The following is a 16,667-nucleotide window of genomic DNA, read 5'->3' as shown; positions in this document are numbered from 1 at the left end:
TCAGCGCCGGAGGTGCCTGAGAGTGAACTCGGGCTCGGCGTAGTGGCCTGCCTGGACTCCGGCCGGATCGGCCGGGAGATCTCCGGGGATGTCCGCGGCGTGGGTTTCGGCGTTGTCGACGGGGGCGTAGGCCAGCTCCGACGTGTCGGGGAGTACCCAGAATCGGCGGGTATTGCCGGAGACGGCGTACGCCGTGACGAAGCGGGTGGAGGACGGTGCGGCCAGGGCGGCCCGGATGTATCCGACGGCGTCCCGCGGGCTCAGCCAGGTGGCCGGATGGCGCGGTTCGGTAGGCATGGGCTCGAAACTGCCGATGCGCAGGCAGACCACCGACAGGCTGAACTTGTCGGCGTACAACCGCCCGAGGGCCTCGACGGCCGCCTTGCTCACGCCGTAGAGGCCGTCAGGACGTGCCGGCTCCTGCGGTCCGGTGAGATGACCGACGGCGTAGAACCCGGTCACACGGTTGCTGCTCGCCAGCACCACCCGCTGCATTCCGGTGCGCCGCGCCGCCTCCAAGACGTTGTGCGTACCCAGCACATTGGCTTCGAGCAGGTCCGGGAGAGGAGCCTCGTCGGGCACGCCGCCCAGGTGGAGCACGCGGTCGGCCCCCGCGAGGGCGGACTCCACGGCAGCGGCGTGCCGCAGGTCCAGGGTGTGCACCTCTTCGTTCTCACTCTCCGGACGAAGCGGCACACGGTCGAGCAGGATCAGGCGCGCCGCCTCCCGGCGTAGCGCCTCACGCACCGCGGAACCGATCGTTCCCGCGGCCCCTGTGACAGCCACTGTTCCCAGACTCAATGATCCTCCCCCCGGCTTCGACGCCCCTCGCATCCTCGCGCGCCTCCGTCCGCTGATCAGGACGGCGGGCGGATGCGGGGACAAGCCGCGTGCCGGGCCCCGACGCTTCGCCGGGCACGGAAATGGCTTCGACTGGGCACCGCCGGTGCGGCACCCTCGTCGCTATGACCACGCCGCCTTTCATTCCCGGACTCGAACTGTCGCGTCGCTTCTACCTCGAAGCCGTGAGGCCGCTGCTCGACGAGGCCGTCCCCGGGCTGACGCATTCCGCCGCCCGTCTCGGCAGCGGTTCGGAGGTCCTCGGGTTCGACACCGCCCGTTCCGCCGACCACGAGTGGGGACCACGTCTGCAGATCTTCCTGCACCCGAGCGACGTCGCCCGTCACGGAACGGCGATCACGGCCCTGCTCTCCGAGCGCCTGCCGAAGTCGTTCTGCGGCTATCCGACGCACTTCGCCGAGACCGGGGATGCGGGCATCGGGGTCATGCGGGCGACGGAGGGGCCGGTCCGCCACCGGGTGGAAGTCACCGACGCGAGCACCTGGTTCACCGAGCGGCTGGGGTTCGACCCGGGCGGGGACATCACCCTGGAACACTGGCTGGCCACACCCGCCCAGCGTCTTGCCGAGGTCACGGCCGGTGCTGTCTTCCACGACGGACTCGGCCGCCTCGGCCCGGCCCGGTCCGTGCTCGGCTGGTACCCCGATGATCTCTGGCTGTACCTCCTGGCCTGCCAGTGGCAGCGCATTTCCCAGGAGGAAGCCTTCGTCGGACGCTGCGGCGAGGTGGGCGACGAACTCGGCTCCGCCGTCGTCGCCGCCCGGCTGGTGCGCGATCTGATGCGGCTCTGCCTGCTCATGGACCGCCGCTACCCGCCGTACGGCAAATGGCTCGGCAGCGCCTTCGCCCGCACCCCCCAGGGACCCGCCCTCACTCCGGTACTCGCCGCCGCCCTTGCCGCGACCGACTGGCACACACGCGAGGACCACCTCGCTCTCGCCTACGAGAGCGTCGCGTCCGTGCAGAACGGCCTGGGCCTCTGCGACCTCGTCGACCCCGCGACACGGCCCTACCACAACAGGCCGTTCCGGGTTCTGCACGCCGAGCGCTTTGCCGGGGCCCTGACTGCCCGCATCACCGACCCGGCCGTCCGCGCCCTGCCGGCGTTCGGCGCCGTTGACCAGTTCATCGACAGCACCGAGGTCCTCAGCCGTCCGGACCTCACCCACGCCGTCACGCGCGCGACGGCTCTGCCCTAGGCAGTGTCGCTTTCGTTCTCACGGGCGGCAACACCAACGATTGCACCCGGTTCGCTGCCGTGCTGGAAGGGAGCCGGGTGCCCTGCCTCGGCCCGGGACGACCCCGCACCCGGCCTGATCACGTCCTGGGCGACAAAGGCTACAGCTCGAAGGCGATCCGCACCTGGCTGCGGCGCCGCGGCATCCCGCACACGATCCCCGAGCGGGCCGACCAGGCCCGCAACCGGGCCCGGCGAGGGAGCCACGGGGGCCGCCCGCCGGCCTTTGACCCCGAGGTCTACAAGCACCGCAACGTCGTGGAACGGCGCTTCAACCGACTGAAGCAGTGGCGTGGCGTCGCCACCCGGTACGACGAGACCTCCCAGTCCTACGAAGCGGCTGTCACTCTCGTATCACTTCTGATGCGGGTGCGACAGCCGCCCGCAGAACCTAGGTCAGGTGTGTTCCGGCGCTCACCTCGCCGACCGGCTCGGCTTCCACGGCCTTCGGACCGGGCTGGGAAGCGGCTCTGTGCTTCATGAGCTGCTCGCCCTCGATGTCCACGTCGGGCAGGATGCGGTCGAGGAAGCGCGGCAGCCACCACGCCTTGCGTCCGAGCAGCGCCATCACGGCGGGGACGAGGGTCATCCGGACGACGAAGGCGTCCATGAGGACGCCGACCGCGAGGGCGAGTCCCATGCCCTTGACGACCTGCATCTCGGCGAAGACGAACCCGCCGAAGACAGCGATCATGATCACGGCCGCGGCGGTGACAACCTTGGCGCTGTGACCGAAGCCGCGGATCATCGCCTCGGTGGGTGCTGTTCCGCGCGCGTACTCCTCGCGCATGCGGGAGACGAGGAAGACTTCATAGTCCATGGCGAGGCCGAACAGGATGCCGACCAGCAGCATGGGGAGGAAGCTCAAGACGGGCCCAGTCTCCGCGATGCCCAGCAGGCCGGCGAGCCAGCCCCACTGGAAGACCGCCACCAGCACGCCCAGGGAAGCTCCGAGGGAGAAGAGGAAGCCCAGTGCCGCCTTCAGCGGCACCGCGACAGCCCGGAAGACCAGGGTCAGCAGGATCAGGGCAAGCCCCATCACCACCAGGCAGTAAATGGGGAGCGCTGCGGAGAGTTTGTCGACGGTGTCGATGTTCACCGCGGTCGTTCCGGTGACGTTCACCTGCGTGCCGGTGCTCGTCTCGACATCGCCGCGGGCCTCGCGAATCTCCTTGAGCAGCTGAGTGGTCTCCTCGGATCCGGGGCTGCTGGAGGGTGTGACGTTCACCAGCGCGGCGTTCCCGGCAGCCGCCGGGACCACCGGGGAGACCGCCGCTATGTCCGTCAGCCCTTCGATCTTGTTCGCCAGGTTCTGTGCGGCGGACGTCACGGTGGCCTTGTTCCCGCCCTGGGTGAGAACGATGAGGCTGCCGCTGTGGCCGGGGCCGAATCCTTCATCGATCATCTTCTGAGCGCGGGCGGCAGAGTTGTGGGGGTCGTTCGTCGCGCTCAGTCCGAGACGCAGATCGGCTGCGGGCGCGGCCAGAACACCCAGGCCCAGCACACAGGCGGCCAGGACCAGCCAGGGGCGGCGAGCTGCTCCGGACGCCCACCGCTCTCCCAGGGGGCGGCTGCCGTCCGTGCGTCGGGCACTGCGCCGGGGCCGCCAGGCCAGGGCCGGCACGGTGCTGCTGGCGATGCGTTTGCCCATCAGGCCGAGCACTGCGGGCAAGAGCGTGACGGCGATCAGGACCGAGACGACGACGGTGGCGGCGGCGCCGAGACCCATGACGGTCAGGAAGGGGATGTTGACGATGGCCAGGGCGGCGAGGGCGACAACGACCGTGGCGCCGGCGAAGACGACGGCGCCACCGGCAGTCCCGGTGGCGAGACCGGCGGACTCCTCCGGGTCCATGCCCTGGCGTACCTGCGTCTGGTGACGGGAGATGATGAACAGGGCGTAGTCGATGCCGACGGCCAGGCCGAGCATCACGGCAAGGATGATCGACGTGCTGTCCATCGTGATCACACTGGTCATGGCCAGCAGGGACAGTACGCCGATGGCCACACCGACCAGGGCGGTGAGCACCGGGATGATGGCGCCGCGCAGGGTGCGGAACACGAGGACCAGCACGGCCAGGGCGATCAGAACTCCGACGACCTCGGTGGGTCCCATGACGGGAGGAATGGTGTCGAAGGCCGCACCGCCTAGTTCGACGGTCAGTCCTGCCGAGCGGGCCTCGGTCGCGCTTTCCACCAAGCTCTGCTTCGTATCGGAAGGGATGCCTTCAGCGTTCTCGGCGGTGAAGACGATCTCGGCGATGCCTGTCCGGCCGTCGGCTGAGATGCTGCCGGCCTCGGTTGCGGGGGCGGCAACCGACACCACCGCAGGGGCGCGTTCTGCCCCCTCCACGGCCCTGGCAACGTCCTGCTTCGCCTGCCCGACAGTGATCTTCTGGCCGTCCGGCGCCCGGAAAACGATCGTGCCGGTCACGTGTCCGTCACTAGTGGAGGGAAACTCTCTCTCCATCACGTCCAGGGCGCGTTGCGCCTCGGTGCCCGGAATGGTGGTGGCCGAGGCGAACGGCTTCATCAGAGTGAACGCCGATACCCCCACGACCACCAGGACACCGAGCCAGGCGCCGATGACGGCACCCTTTCGCCGATAGCAGAACCGGCCGAGCCGGTAGAGGAATGTGGACATGCAGAAGCTCCTCGGGGACGAACGCGGAGGACGAGGACGCCGGGTCCGCCTACTGCCTGCGGGCCGGACGCTGTGCCTGGTGAGAGGCTCAATCCACGCTAGACCGGGACCGGGGCGGACCCGCCCGTCGATGCCTCTGGCGGGCCTTGTTCACACGGAACTCCCATGGAACCCGGCCCCCCGCTCGGTCATGATCGGAGGGGGAACAGACAGGGAAAGAGGTCGAGGACTTCGATGACAGGCGCCCCAGACACTTCCCCGGACACGGGGACCGGCCCGGCGGCGCAAGGCCGTCTCTTGGTGGTCGACGACGAACCGGCGATCTTGGACACCGTCAGCAGGTTCCTGCAGTTCCTCGGCTACGAGGTCCGCACTGCGGCAACGGTCCACGAGGCGGTCACCGCCGCGCGGGCATTCCTCCCGGAACTCATCCTGCTGGACGTGATGCTCCCGGATGGGGACGGATTCGAGGTCATGCACCGGCTGCGCCAGGACGGGCTTCCGCACGCGGTGGTCTTCCTCACCGCACTCGACACCAGAAAGGACCTGATCAGAGGACTCACCGCCGGGGGCGACGACTACATCGCCAAGCCGTTCGGACTCGACGAGGTCGCCGCCCGGGTCCAGGCCGTACTGCGCCGCACCAGGCCCCGGCGGCTCTCCGACCCGGTACTGCGCGTGGCCGACCTCGAACTCGACCCCACCACCCACGCCGTCCACCGAGGCGGCACACCCGTAGAGCTGTCCCCGACCGAATTCCGTCTCCTGCGCTATCTCATGCTGCACCGCGGCCGGGTGGTGCCCCGTGCCCAAGTCCTGGCCCACGTATGGTCCTACGACTTCAACGGCGACGACACCGTCGTCGCCACCTACATCAGCTACCTACGCCGCAAGATCGACCACCTCGGGCCACCGCTGATCCACACCCAGCGCGGGATCGGCTACAGCATCCGGGAGCCCCGTTGAACGGACACCACCCGCGGCCGCCAGGCCCCAGCAGGAAGGCGAACAACTCGCAGAGCCCCGCACCCCCGACCAGCGACACGTGGAGACATCCCCGCCACTGGCCTCTGCGCACACGGATCAGCGTTCTGGTGACCGTCCTGTGCGCGCTGGCCATGGCGGCCACGGCGGCCGCCTGGACCCTCACCGAGGACCCCGCGGCGATCGTGACCACCGAACTGGCCGGGCTCCTCGTGATCGCCACGGTCACCACCGTCGCGGTACGACGTGAGCTGGGCCCGCTCGAGGACGCAGCCGACGTGGCGGACGCCATCACCGCGGGCGAACTGAGCCGGCGCGTCAGCGCGGCCCCCACAGCGCCGGCCACAGAAGTCGGACGTCTCGCCCACGCCCTGGACAGGATGCTGGACGAGATCCAGGAGGCGCTCAACGCCCGCAAGGCGTCCGAGGAGCGCATGCGCCAGTTCGTCGCCGACGCTTCGCACGAGCTACGCACACCCCTGCAGTCCCTGCGCGGGTACGCCGAGCTCTACCAGCACGGGGCGCTGCCCGACAAAGCCGCGGTGGACGAGGCGATCCAACGGATGCTGTCGGAGGTGCACCGGATGTCCGGACTGGTGGAATCGCTGCTCATGCTGGCCCGCTTCGACGAATACGCCCATGCGGAACTGGAGTCAGTCGACCTCAGCCGCGTCGTCGCCGACTCCTGCCGCGACGCCGAGGCGGTCGAACCTCACCGGCCGCACACGGTCGACATCCAGTCCGGCGTCACGGTGCTCGGCGACGAGGCGCAACTGCGCGGAATGCTGGCCAATCTGCTGGGCAACATCCGCATGCACTGCCCCCCCGAGGCGCCCTACGCCGTCCAGTTGAGCATCGCCGACAGCCACCCCGTACTCGTGGTCCAGGACGACGGACCCGGCATTCCCTCACGCTCCCTCCCTCACGTCTTCGACCGCTTCTACCGCGCGGACAAAGGGCGAAGCCGCGCCCACGGCGGGAGCGGCCTGGGCCTGTCCATCGTCGCCGCGATCACAGAACTCCACCTCGCCCAGATCGACCTCGACAGCACACCTGGTCAGGGGACCCGTGTGGAGATCGTGTTCCCCCGTATCGATGCCGTGAGCCTGTGACCACAGAGCGCTTCAGTCATCGCTCATGACGACAGGTCACGACATCAAGATCCACCAGTAGTGATCATTGCCCAGGCGGCCCGCGCCATCCTGCTTCCGCCCCGGAGGCGGGACGGCGCGGCCCGGCGGCGGAGCCGCGCACCGGCCCTGCCGCCGGGCGAGGTCCCGCATCGGGCAGTCAGCGGGCGACAAGGACCTCCACACTCAGCGCCCTGAGCCGCTCGATCACCGTGTCGTCGGGACCCGCGTCGGTGATCAGCCCGGTGATCTTCTCCCACGGCAGGACGCGGTACGGGGACGCCGTGCCGATCTTCTCCGACGAGGCGAGGATGTACGTGTCCGCGGCCCGCGCGGACAGGGCGCGCTTCATCGCCGCCTCCTCGGCGTCCCCCGTGGTCAGCCCGGCGTCGGGGTGGACGCCGGTGACGCCGAGCAGGCACAGGTCGGCGGAGACGTTTTGTGCGGCCTCGACCGCGGCGGCGCCGCAGGTGACCGCCGAGTGCTTGAAAACGCGTCCTCCGAGGAGGAAGAGCTCCGCCCGCGGGTGGTCGATCAGAGTCGTGGCGATCGTCGGGCTGTGGGTGATCACCGTGCAGGCGAGCTCCTTCGGAAGCGCCCGTGCCACGGCGAGGGCGGTGGTGCCACCGTCGAGGATCACCGAGCCGCCCGGCCGCACCAGCGCGGCTGCCACTGAGGCGACCTTTCGTTTGCCGTCCGGGGCCACCGCCTGCCGCGCGTCGTAGTCCACCACCGCCGGGGAAGCGGGCAGAGCACCGCCGTACACCCTCTGGCACAGCCCCTCGGCGGCGAGATCGCGAAGGTCACGTCGCACGCTGTCCTCGGAAATGCCCAGTTCGGCGGCGACCTCCTTGGCCACGATCTTCCCCTCGCGGGCGAGCAGGCCAAGCAGGTGGTCGCGCCTTTCAGCAGCCAGCATTCGCACTCTCTCCTGTTCTTGCACGTTTCTGCATGTATCGTAGCGGTCATGAACGACAAGCCAAAGCTCATCCTGATCGCCGGTCCCTACCGCTCCGGCACCGACGGCGACCCGCAGGCCATGGCCGCCAACCTCGCCCGCCTCGAAGCCGCCGCCTGGCCGGTCTTCGAGGCCGGGCATATCCCCGTGATCGGGGAGTGGATCGCCCTGCCCGTCCTGCACTCGGCCGGTGCCGGCCCCACGGACCCACTCGCCGACCAGGTGCTCTATCCGACCGCCGACCGTCTGCTCGCCCATTGCGATGCCGTGCTGCGCCTGCCGGGTGAGTCCGCAGGCGCCGACCAGGACGTCGCCACCGCCCGCCGCCGCGGCCTGCCCGTGTACCGGGACGTCGCCGAGATCCCGCGTCGCACTCCGGAGGAGGCCGCATGACGGGCCGCCCCGGCATCGACACCCCCGACCACCGCGGCCGCACCGGCCTCGACCGGGCCGGACGCGGACTGGACCGCAACCCCGACGTCCGGATACGCGACGTCGAGCTCACCTCCCAGGGCTGGCACGTCCTGCGCCGCACCACCTTCGACTACCGGCGCCGCGACGGCCGGTGGGAGACCCAGCAGCGCGAGACCTACGACCGCGGCGACGGTGCCGTCGTCCTGCCCTACGACACCGGGCGCGGCCGTGTGCTGCTGACCCGTCAGTTCCGCTACCCCGCCTACGTGAACGGGCACCCCGACGGCATGCTCATCGAGGCGGCGGCGGGACTGCTCGACGCGGAAGACCCGTACACCGCGATCCGCCGCGAGAGCGAGGAAGAACTCGGCGTCCGACTCGGCCCGCTCACCCGCGTCCTGGACGCCTATATGAGCCCGGGCTCCGTCACCGAGCGCCTCCACTTCTTCGCCGCCTCCTACACGCCGTCCGACCGGACCGGCACGGGCGGAGGAGTCGAGGAAGAGGGCGAGGACATCGAAGTCCTCGAACTCCCCTTCGCCGAAGCCCTCGCCATGACCCGCGACGGACGCATCACCGACGGCAAGACCATCATGCTCCTGCAGTGGGCAGCCCTGTACGGGCCCTTCGCCGACGAGAGGCCGGCCGCGCGGCCGGGGGGCGCGGCGCACGCCGCCACTCGCGGCCGCACGCGCTGACCACGGCCCTGTACCCGCCACCGCGGGGCCAGGTTCGCGGTACGTTCACCGCCGGTCGGTCACAGCGCAGTGGCGGCGCGGACCAGCCCCGCGACCGCCGTCGAGCGGCTGTGCGGGGGCCATGCGATGACCGTGGTGACGCGGGGCGCGTCGGAGACCGGCACGGCTGCGAGGCCGTCGCCCAGGCCGCTGCGGCCGGACTCCGGCACGACCGCGCAGGCGCGGCCGAGGGCGATGAGCTGGGTGAGCTGGGTGTGGTCGCGCACCTGGGGCCCGGGACCGTCGGGAAAGGTGCCGTCGGGGCGGGGCCAGCGGGGGAGAGGGAGGCCGGGAAGGTCACTGACCTCTGCGAGCCGCAGGTGGGGGCGGGCGCCGAGGGGGTGGCCGGCAGGGAGGATCACGACCTGGCTCTCGGTGTACAGATCCTCGGTGTCGAGGCCGGCCGTGTCGTCGAAGGGCCGGTGCAGCAGGGCCACGTCGGCCTGTCCCTTTCGCAGCACCGACGCCTGCTCGCCCGGTCCGCACAGCACCACGTCCACGGCGATGGCGCCGGGCTGGGCGGCGTAGGCGTCAAGGAGTTTCGCCAGCAGTTCACTGGAGGCTCCCGCCTTCGCGGCCAGGACCACGGCGGGCCGGCCCGCCTCGGCCAGGGCGGCCCGGCGGGTGCGTCGTTCGGCCGCCTCGACGGCGTCCAGTGCGACGCGTGCCTCGTGGAGCAGCACCGCCCCCGCCTGGGTCAGCGAGGCACCCCGACTGCCGCGCTCCAGCAGGGCGGTGCCCAGGCGCCGCTCCAGCCCGCTGATGGCCCGGGACAGCGGGGGCTGGGCGATACCGAGCCGGTTCGCGGCCCGGCCGAAGTGCAGCTCTTCTGCGACGGCGACGAAATACCGCAACTCACGTGTCTCCACCCCGCGAGCCTAACGGGGCCGGCCAGGGCCGATACCCGGGCGGTATCGCCGCCCACCCGGTCGGTCTTGGACGTCCTGTCCCGTGGGGGAGAAGTATCGATGCCATGACTGAGACGAACACCATGAACCACCCCAAGGTCGCGCTGGTGACCGGAGCCAACAAGGGCATCGGGTATGAGATCGCCGCCGGACTCGGCGCCCTCGGCTGGTCCGTCGGCATCGGCGCGCGGGACGATGAGAAGCGCGAGGCCGCCGTGGACAAGCTGCGCGCGGCCGGGGCCGATGTGTTCGGCGTACCGCTGGACGTGACCGACGACGCGAGCGTGACCGCGGCGGCTCGGCTGATGGAGCAGCGGACCGGGCGGCTCGACGCGCTCGTCAACAACGCGGGCATCACCGGGGGCGGACCGCAGGAGCCCACCACGGTCGACGTGAACCGCGTGCGGGCGGCCGTGGAGACCAACGTGATCGGTGTCATCCGTATCACCAACGCCCTGCTCCCGCTGCTGCGCCGCTCGCCGTCGCCGCGGATCGTGAACGTCTCCAGCAGCGTGGGATCGCTCACGCTGCAGACCACCCCGGGCGCCGAGACCGGCCCGATCTCCGTCGCCTACGCACCGTCCAAGACCTTCTTGAACGCCGTCACCGTGCAGTACGCCAAGGAACTGGCCGGCACACCCGTCCTGATCAACGCCGTCTGCCCCGGCTTCACCGCGACCGACCTCAACGGCTTCCGGGGGGTGCGCCCCCCCCAGCAAGGAGCGGCCGCCGCAATCCGGCTTGCCACCGTGGCGGCCGACGGGCCCACCGGCCGCTTCTTCGACGACGAGGGAGAGGTGCCCTGGTGACGTGCTCCCCGGTCGTGTCACCCCGGGGAGCCGGTGGGCGCGTACCCGCTCACCGCTCCCCGGGTGGCCGGCCCGAGACCCCGACGTACCAGTCGTCGGCCTCCGTCATCCCGTCCATGCTCGGCTGGTAGGGCTTGACGATGTCGTCGGCGTCCTTGAAATACACCGTGACGCAGAGTGGGTACTGCTGCCCGGTAGGGGCCGTGACGGTCTCCCGCGGGGCCACCCAGACGAACTTTCCCGGCTGGGTCCACTTCTCGCGGGCGAAGGTCAAGGTGGGGTCCGCCGTACCCAGTTGCAGCAGTTCCGACCAGCTCATGTGTGTCACCGTCCGAGCGTAGGACGCGGACTCCGCGACAGGGAAGAGGAGTTGACGGCGCGGAACGTCCCGGGACAGGCGGCGTCGGGGGCCGGCTGCCCCGCATCGCCCGTCTCGCCGCGCGGCCTCCCCCGGTCCGGTGCGCTGCCGTCAGGGGAGGGTGAGGTCGTCCGTCTGCGACGCCAGGTCGCGATGGGTGCCGGTCAGGTGGCGCCGGGCTGCGGCCAGAGGAGCGACCAGGTCGGCGGGGTCGTCGTGGGCCAGAGCCGCGCGGAGGTCACTCACCGGCCGATGGGCGGCGGGCGGAAGGTCGGTGAGCGCGATGATCTGACCGGCGAGACGGCGTAGGTCGGCCGCGTTGCGCCGGGCCCGGACGGCGGTGTCGCGGCCGGCCGCACGGGCCTGGCGGGTGGCTTGGACACGCTGCTCGCCGGTCGTACCCGCCGGGCCGGGACGGCCCCGCAGGTAGCGGCGCTCGGCGGCCTGGCGGCTGGCGACACCCAGGGGAGGGGCGAGGTCCGCCCAGCTCGCCCCCGCGTCACGGGCCGTCTCGATGAGGCCCGTCTCCCATCCGGCCAGCTGCTCGCGTACCTGTCGCAGCAACGACAGGGACGCCAGTGCCTGTTCCGGGCCGGGAGCCGGAGTGTCGGCAGCTCCGTGCCGAGCCTCCCGCAGAGCGTCGTCGATGGCCTGCAGGGCCGCCGCGGCGGCCAGGAACGACACCGGACCGTGAGCGCCGGTACTGGGCGAGGACGGCTGATCGGCCACGGCCATGGACCCTCCTTCGACTGTCATCGTCCGGATGACATCTCGGTTGTCATCCATTGGATGACATGTTACAACAGTGTCAGTGAGGCGCATTGGCAGCGACTGCCTGAACCCACTGGAGGTGTTTCCCATGTTGATGCGCACTGACCCGTTCCGTGAGCTGGACCGGCTGGCCCAGCAGATGATGAGCCCGGGTACCTGGTCGAGGCCGTCGGTGATGCCGATGGACGCCTATCGCGAGGGCGACGAGTACGTGGTGGCCTTCGACCTTCCCGGTGTCGCCTCCGACGCCATCGACATCGATGTCGAGCGGAACATGCTCACCGTCAAGGCCGAGCGGCGGCCGGTGGCGAAGTCCGACGACGTGCAGGTCGAGCTGTCGGAGCGGCCGCTCGGCGTCTTCTCCCGCCAGATCGTGCTCGCCGATACGCTCGACACCGAGCACATCCAGGCTCACTACGACGCAGGTGTCCTCACCCTGCGCATTCCGATCGCCGAGCGAGCCAAGCCCCGCAAGATCGCGGTCGGCGCCGGCTCGGGGCGTCAGGAGATCTCCGGCTGAGGCCACCCGTGGACGCGCGGAGGGCGGGTGCCCGAACCGGCTCTCTCCGCCCCCGCGCCCCCGGGACGATCCATGGGAATGGGGTGTGCCGAAAAAATGTGGCGCCGTGAAGCGTTTCTCGACCGCGTCAAGGAACGCGGCGAGTACGGGACTCCGCAGGAAGCCGAACGCGCGGCGCGTGTCGTACTCGCCCTCCTGGGGGCGCACTTGGCCGGTACCGTCCGCGCTCAGCTCGCCGCACGGCTTCCCGAGGAGTTCGCCCTGATCCTGCTCAACCCGCTGCAGAGCGCGGAACCGCTCCCGCCCGAGCGGTTCGTCCGCGCTGCGGCGGCCTGGATCGAGGGCGCCACCGAGAGGACCGCCGCCTGGGACGTGAGCGCCGTGCTCTCGACGGCGGCCGACGCCGTCGGAGAGGGCCTGCTGGACCAGATCCTGCTCCAGCTCCCGGCCGGCTACGACCTCCTCTTCGGTCGCCCCCGTCCCATCTGAAGCGTGTTCCGAAAGACCCGGCTGCCCGGCGGGCGTACGCCGCCACTTTCGGAACACGCCCCGGTGCCGACCCGTTCCCGGCACACCGATTCGACCCCACTCCGGCTCAGAGAAAGGCATAGACCGCAGTGACCACCGACGTACGCGCACCGCTCATGTACCAACAGCCATACGGGACGGCGTACGAACAGATGCTGGAGAAAGTCCGCTACGAAGGCGCCTACCCCACTCGCGAGCGGGCCGAGGAAGCCGTCCGCCTGGTCCTCGCGGGGCTGGGGCGCCAGCTGACCGGCGACGAGCGCGTCGACCTGGCCGCCTGCCTGCCGACGGAGGCCGCACGGGTCCTCACCGCACAGGTCCCCAGCACCCAGCCGCTCACCGGCTGGGCATTCGTCAAGGACCTGGCCACCCGCTCCGGCGCCGCGTTGGCTCCCACCCGATGGGACACCGGATCCGTCTTCACGGCCGTCGCCGCACACGCGGGCCCCGAACTGATGACCCGCATCCTCGACCAACTACCCAGCGGTTACGCGCTGCTGTTCGGACGCGCCGAACTCGCCCGGGCCGCGTAAGGGGAACTGACGCCCTCGATCCGTCCGCACCACCCACGCCCGGCCCGGCAGCGGACCGTGTCGCGGGACGGCCTCCGGTGTGACAAGGGGCGGGAGCGCAAGCGGTGGCCGGTCGGGCGGGCCGGCCACCGGGGCAGCGCCCACCGGTCGCCCGGCCCCCACACGATCGGCCCATGGCGTGGGCGGGCGGTTCGCCCCGGGGAACGGCCACCGAATCTCAGAGCCCTCTGATTTCGCGTCGCTACCGTCCGGGCCCATGGTGCGCGACTATCTCATCATCGGGGCCGGACCGGCCGGACTTCAGCTCGCCGCTCTGCTCGAACGCGACGGGCACGACTACATCGTCCTGGAGCGGGGGAGCGGACCGGGGACCTTCTTCACCCGGTACCCCCGCCATCGCCGGCTGATATCGACCAACAAGGTGAACACCGGCTTCACCGACCCGGAACTCAACCTGCGCATGGACTGGAACTCGCTGCTCAGCGACGATCCGGAGCTGCTCTTCACCCGGTACAGCGAGCGCTACTTCCCACCCGCGGACGATTTCGTGCGCTACCTGGCCGACTTCGCGGCCCGTACCGGCGTCCACGTCGAGTACGGGACGGAAGTCGTCCGGGTCACCCGGGCGGACGGCGTATTCACCGTGAGCGGCGGCGACGGGCGCACCTGGCAGGCCAGGAGACTCGTCATGGCGACGGGCATCTCCCGGCTCTACGAGCCACCCATCGCGGGAGTCGAACTCGCCGAACGGTACGACTCCTTCGACCCCGACCCGGCGTCCTTCACCAATCAGCGGGTGCTGGTCATCGGCAAGGGGAACTCCGCGTTCGAAACCGCCGACGGCCTCATCGAGAAGGCCGCGGTCATCCATGTCGCCGGTCCGCACTCGGTCAAGCTCGCCTGGAAGACCCACTACCTCGGGCACCTGCGCGCGGTGAACAACAACTTCCTGGACACCTACCAGCTCAAGTCACAGAACGCGGTACTCGACGGCACCGTCGAAAGCATCGAGAAGACGGAGAGCGGTGGCTACCGGGTCATGCTGCGCTATGCGCGGACCGTCGAGCCGTTGCGCGAGCTCCACTACGACCGGATCATCGCCTGCACCGGCTTCCGCTTCGACGCGTCCGTCTTCGATGAGAGCTGCCGTCCGGCGCTCGTCATCAACGACCGGTTCCCCGAGCAGACCTCGTCCTTCGAGTCGGTCAACGTGCCGGATCTCTACTTCGCCGGCACGCTGATGCAGCAGCGGGACTTCAAGAAGTCCACCAACGGCTTCATCCACGGATTCCGCTACGCGGTCCGGGCTCTGCACCGCATTCTCTGCGCCCGCCATCTCGACACCCCCTGGCCGGCCCGGACGTTCGCCGCGACGCCGGACACGATCGCGGACGCCGTCATCGCCAGGATCAACCGCTCGTCAGCGCTCTGGCAGCAGTTCGGATTCCTCGGCGATGCGGTCGGAGTGGACGGCGACCGGGCCGTGTACCAGGAGGAGGTCCCGCTGGACTACGTCACCGACGGAGGTCTCGGGCCCGCCCCGCACCGGTTCGTCATCGACCTCGAGTACGGAGCCGAGCACGACCATGCCGACCCGTTCGACGTGGCCGTCCCGCGCGTCGTCGAGAACGACGTGGACCACGCCATGGACTCCACATATCTCCATCCCGTCGTCCGCCACTACCGGGACGGTGTGCTCGCCGGTACCCACCATCTGGCGGAGAACCTGGAGAACGACTGGAACCTGCCGGAGGTCCACCGCCGGCCGCTCACCGACTTCGTGAAGGAGTGCCTTGACTGAGCAGTTTCCCGGGGCCGTACTGGACATCCTCGACGCAGCGGGCGACCGGCCGGTGTTCGAGCATGCCGGCGTGGAGATCTCCGGAACCCGGCTCCTCGGCACCGTGCGGCGCGCGGTGAACGGCCTGCGCGGCCACGGCGTGGGACCCGGCGACGGCGTGGCCATGCTCCTGGGCGTCGGCCCCGGAGCATTCGCCGCGATCATCGCCGCCCATGTCGTCGGCGCACGTGTCGTCGGCGTGCGGCCCGGCCTGACCGAGGAACAGCGGAAACACATCGTGCGAGACGTCGAAGTGACCGTCACCGACCGGCCCGACGACACCGGTGACCGCGGAAACGGCCTGACCCTCGCGCTCGCCGACCTGCTGGCGGCGACGGACGACGGCGTCCGGCCGCGGGTCCTGGCCCGGCCCGGGGACACCGCCCGGCTCCTGCACACCAGCGGCAGCACCGGCCTCCCCAAGGCGTGCGCCCAGACGTACGCGGCGATGACCGCGGGGTGGGCGCACCGGCCGGACGCCTGGCCGCCGGCCGTCCGCGAACTCGCCGGGCGCCTCGACCGGTTCCTGGTGTTCGGCACCCTGGCCAGCCAAGTGATGATGGAGTACGGGCTGCTGGCACTCGCGGCCGGCGGCACCCTCGTCACCGCCGACCCTCCGGACTTCCCCGACGCCCTGGTGCGTCACCGGGCGACCGCCGGCGTGATCACGGTCGCCCGGCTGACGAGGCTCGTGGCCGCGCAGCGTACGGCGCCGGTGGACCTCGGCACGCTGCGCGCGCTGATGGTGTCCGGGTCGCCGCTGGAACCGGGGCGCATGCGGGAGGCCGCGGAAGTGCTCGGCCCGGTCGTCTTCCACGGTTACGGCCAGACCGAGACCGGCATGATCTCGATGGCCACCCCGGGGGAGCCGCCGGGTTCCCTGGGCGTGCCGCCCGTGGACCTGGAGATCCGTGACGCCTCGGGCCGCCCGGTCCCGCCCGGCACCGACGGTGAGCTCTTCGCGCGTACCCCGTCCCAGAGCCACGGCTACTGGCAGGAACCCGCCCTCACCGCCGACGTGTTCTCCGGCGGATGGGTGCGCACCCGCGACCTCGGCCACCTCGACGCGTCGGGACGGCTGTGGCTCACGGGACGGACCCGGGACGTGATCATCGTCAACGCCAACGTGTACTACGCCGGGCCCGTCGAGCGGCTGCTCTCCAGCCACCCGTCCGTGGCCGAGGCATACGTCGTAGCAGCACCGGACGACCGAACGGGCGAAACCGTCCATGCCTTCGTCGTGCCCGCGGCCGGTGGCACCCCCGACCTCGCCGAACTGCGGGCGCTGGTGGCAGCGGGCGTGGGGGAGGACTGTGCTCCGACCCGGCTCACCGTCATCGGGGAAGTACCGCTCACGGCCGCCGGAAAGCCCGACAAACAGCGGCTGGCAAACGGGGGATAGCGGACCGGGCTACCGCCCTCCTCAGGAGGGCGG

Annotated in this window: 17 protein-coding genes and 1 pseudogene; 12 read left to right on the top strand and 6 right to left on the bottom strand. The window is 70.6% G+C overall.

The features are described 5' to 3' along the window. Positions 1-747, bottom strand: coding sequence for an NAD-dependent epimerase/dehydratase family protein (locus tag ACN6LM_RS26780; protein WP_445067948.1), 747 nt, complete (start codon positions 745-747; stop codon positions 1-3). Positions 748-965: 218 nt separating this feature from the next. Here ACN6LM_RS26780 and ACN6LM_RS26775 point away from each other — a divergent pair, with 218 nt between their 5' ends. Next, on the top strand, positions 966-2,060 hold the full coding sequence (locus tag ACN6LM_RS26775) for a DUF4037 domain-containing protein (RefSeq protein WP_445067947.1): 1,095 nt from the start codon (positions 966-968) through the stop codon (positions 2,058-2,060). A gap of 14 nt (positions 2,061-2,074) precedes the next feature. After that, positions 2,075-2,581: pseudogene (locus tag ACN6LM_RS26770) on the top strand (transposase); the annotation flags it as partial. Here the strand turns inward: ACN6LM_RS26770 and ACN6LM_RS26765 are convergent. Continuing rightward, positions 2,490-4,742, bottom strand: a complete 2,253-nt coding sequence (locus ACN6LM_RS26765; protein WP_445067946.1) for an MMPL family transporter — start codon at positions 4,740-4,742, stop codon at positions 2,490-2,492. The pseudogene ACN6LM_RS26770 and the gene ACN6LM_RS26765 sit on opposite strands and share 92 nt — an antisense overlap. A 234-nt stretch (positions 4,743-4,976) precedes the next feature. Between ACN6LM_RS26765 and ACN6LM_RS26760 the strand changes: the two genes are divergently transcribed. Further along, positions 4,977-5,708, top strand: coding sequence for a response regulator transcription factor (locus ACN6LM_RS26760; protein WP_445067945.1), 732 nt, complete (start codon positions 4,977-4,979; stop codon positions 5,706-5,708). Between the two features lie 128 nt (positions 5,709-5,836). Next, positions 5,837-6,838, top strand: coding sequence for a sensor histidine kinase (locus ACN6LM_RS26755; protein WP_445067944.1), 1,002 nt, complete (start codon positions 5,837-5,839; stop codon positions 6,836-6,838). Positions 6,839-7,016: 178 nt separating this feature from the next. Here the strand turns inward: ACN6LM_RS26755 and ACN6LM_RS26750 are convergent, their stop codons facing one another. Next, positions 7,017-7,775 carry a DeoR/GlpR family DNA-binding transcription regulator gene (locus ACN6LM_RS26750; protein ID WP_445067943.1) on the bottom strand — a complete coding sequence of 253 codons (759 nt, stop codon included), beginning with the start codon at positions 7,773-7,775 and terminating at the stop codon, positions 7,017-7,019. A gap of 48 nt (positions 7,776-7,823) precedes the next feature. Between ACN6LM_RS26750 and ACN6LM_RS26745 the strand changes: the two genes are divergently transcribed. Both ACN6LM_RS26745 and ACN6LM_RS26740 read left to right on the top strand, forming a co-directional pair. Then, entirely contained in the window at positions 7,824-8,207 is a 384-nt protein-coding gene (locus tag ACN6LM_RS26745; RefSeq protein ID WP_445067942.1) for a DUF4406 domain-containing protein, read from the top strand. Beyond that, on the top strand, positions 8,204-8,926 hold the full coding sequence (locus ACN6LM_RS26740; RefSeq protein ID WP_445067941.1) for an NUDIX domain-containing protein: 723 nt from the start codon (positions 8,204-8,206) through the stop codon (positions 8,924-8,926). The genes ACN6LM_RS26745 and ACN6LM_RS26740 overlap by 4 nt, the downstream gene beginning before the upstream one ends. Positions 8,927-8,985: 59 nt before the next feature. Here ACN6LM_RS26740 and ACN6LM_RS26735 read toward each other — a convergent pair whose 3' ends face one another. Beyond that, entirely contained in the window at positions 8,986-9,834 is an 849-nt protein-coding gene (locus ACN6LM_RS26735; protein WP_445067940.1) for a LysR family transcriptional regulator, read from the bottom strand. A 104-nt stretch (positions 9,835-9,938) separates the two neighbouring features. Between ACN6LM_RS26735 and ACN6LM_RS26730 the strand changes: the two genes are divergently transcribed. Next, the gene (locus ACN6LM_RS26730) at positions 9,939-10,682 is read left to right on the top strand and encodes an SDR family oxidoreductase (protein ID WP_445067939.1); all 744 of its coding nucleotides are present in this window, start codon (positions 9,939-9,941) and stop codon (positions 10,680-10,682) included. Between the two features lie 49 nt (positions 10,683-10,731). On the opposite strand, the gene ACN6LM_RS26725 is transcribed toward ACN6LM_RS26730, so the two are convergent. Next, positions 10,732-11,001, bottom strand: coding sequence for a Thoeris anti-defense Tad2 family protein (locus ACN6LM_RS26725; protein ID WP_445067938.1), 270 nt, complete (start codon positions 10,999-11,001; stop codon positions 10,732-10,734). A 150-nt stretch (positions 11,002-11,151) separates the two neighbouring features. Beyond that, positions 11,152-11,775, bottom strand: a complete 624-nt coding sequence (locus ACN6LM_RS26720) for a type III effector protein (RefSeq protein WP_445067937.1) — start codon at positions 11,773-11,775, stop codon at positions 11,152-11,154. A gap of 124 nt (positions 11,776-11,899) precedes the next feature. Here ACN6LM_RS26720 and ACN6LM_RS26715 point away from each other — a divergent pair, with 124 nt between their 5' ends. The 5 genes from ACN6LM_RS26715 to ACN6LM_RS26695 all read left to right on the top strand — a co-directional run bounded on the left by ACN6LM_RS26715 (position 11,900) and on the right by ACN6LM_RS26695 (position 16,634). After that, on the top strand, positions 11,900-12,331 hold the full coding sequence (locus ACN6LM_RS26715) for an Hsp20/alpha crystallin family protein (protein ID WP_445067936.1): 432 nt from the start codon (positions 11,900-11,902) through the stop codon (positions 12,329-12,331). 96 nt (positions 12,332-12,427) lie between these two features. Next, on the top strand, positions 12,428-12,820 hold the full coding sequence (locus ACN6LM_RS26710) for a DUF2267 domain-containing protein (protein WP_445067935.1): 393 nt from the start codon (positions 12,428-12,430) through the stop codon (positions 12,818-12,820). A 128-nt stretch (positions 12,821-12,948) separates the two neighbouring features. Further along, a complete protein-coding gene (locus ACN6LM_RS26705) occupies positions 12,949-13,392 on the top strand; it encodes a DUF2267 domain-containing protein (protein WP_445067934.1) in 444 nt (147 codons plus the stop codon). 256 nt (positions 13,393-13,648) lie between these two features. Continuing rightward, on the top strand, positions 13,649-15,193 hold the full coding sequence (locus ACN6LM_RS26700) for an NAD(P)-binding domain-containing protein (RefSeq protein ID WP_445067933.1): 1,545 nt from the start codon (positions 13,649-13,651) through the stop codon (positions 15,191-15,193). Continuing rightward, the gene (locus tag ACN6LM_RS26695) at positions 15,186-16,634 is read left to right on the top strand and encodes a class I adenylate-forming enzyme family protein (protein ID WP_445067932.1); all 1,449 of its coding nucleotides are present in this window, start codon (positions 15,186-15,188) and stop codon (positions 16,632-16,634) included. The genes ACN6LM_RS26700 and ACN6LM_RS26695 overlap by 8 nt, the downstream gene beginning before the upstream one ends. The last annotated feature ends 33 nt before the right edge of the window (positions 16,635-16,667 follow it).

It is taken from the genome of Streptomyces sp. SAS_281, from assembly GCF_052542855.1.
The sequence above is the reverse complement of the archived record's forward strand: the minus strand, read 5'-3'. Positions and strand labels throughout refer to the sequence as shown.

Excerpts from the sequence above, each read along its gene's own strand:
- ACN6LM_RS26775 (WP_445067947.1), top strand. The coding sequence starts at position 966 with ATGACCACGCCGCCTTTCATTCCCGGACTCGAACTGTCGCGTCGCTTC.
- ACN6LM_RS26765 (WP_445067946.1), bottom strand. The coding sequence starts at position 4,742 with ATGTCCACATTCCTCTACCGGCTCGGCCGGTTCTGCTATCGGCGAAAG.
- ACN6LM_RS26760 (WP_445067945.1), top strand. The coding sequence starts at position 4,977 with ATGACAGGCGCCCCAGACACTTCCCCGGACACGGGGACCGGCCCGGCG.
- ACN6LM_RS26750 (WP_445067943.1), bottom strand. The coding sequence starts at position 7,775 with ATGCTGGCTGCTGAAAGGCGCGACCACCTGCTTGGCCTGCTCGCCCGC.
- ACN6LM_RS26745 (WP_445067942.1), top strand. The coding sequence starts at position 7,824 with ATGAACGACAAGCCAAAGCTCATCCTGATCGCCGGTCCCTACCGCTCC.
- ACN6LM_RS26740 (WP_445067941.1), top strand. The coding sequence starts at position 8,204 with ATGACGGGCCGCCCCGGCATCGACACCCCCGACCACCGCGGCCGCACC.
- ACN6LM_RS26730 (WP_445067939.1), top strand. The coding sequence starts at position 9,939 with ATGACTGAGACGAACACCATGAACCACCCCAAGGTCGCGCTGGTGACC.
- ACN6LM_RS26725 (WP_445067938.1), bottom strand. The coding sequence starts at position 11,001 with ATGAGCTGGTCGGAACTGCTGCAACTGGGTACGGCGGACCCCACCTTG.
- ACN6LM_RS26720 (WP_445067937.1), bottom strand. The coding sequence starts at position 11,775 with ATGGCCGTGGCCGATCAGCCGTCCTCGCCCAGTACCGGCGCTCACGGT.
- ACN6LM_RS26715 (WP_445067936.1), top strand. The coding sequence starts at position 11,900 with ATGTTGATGCGCACTGACCCGTTCCGTGAGCTGGACCGGCTGGCCCAG.
- ACN6LM_RS26710 (WP_445067935.1), top strand. The coding sequence starts at position 12,428 with ATGTGGCGCCGTGAAGCGTTTCTCGACCGCGTCAAGGAACGCGGCGAG.
- ACN6LM_RS26700 (WP_445067933.1), top strand. The coding sequence starts at position 13,649 with ATGGTGCGCGACTATCTCATCATCGGGGCCGGACCGGCCGGACTTCAG.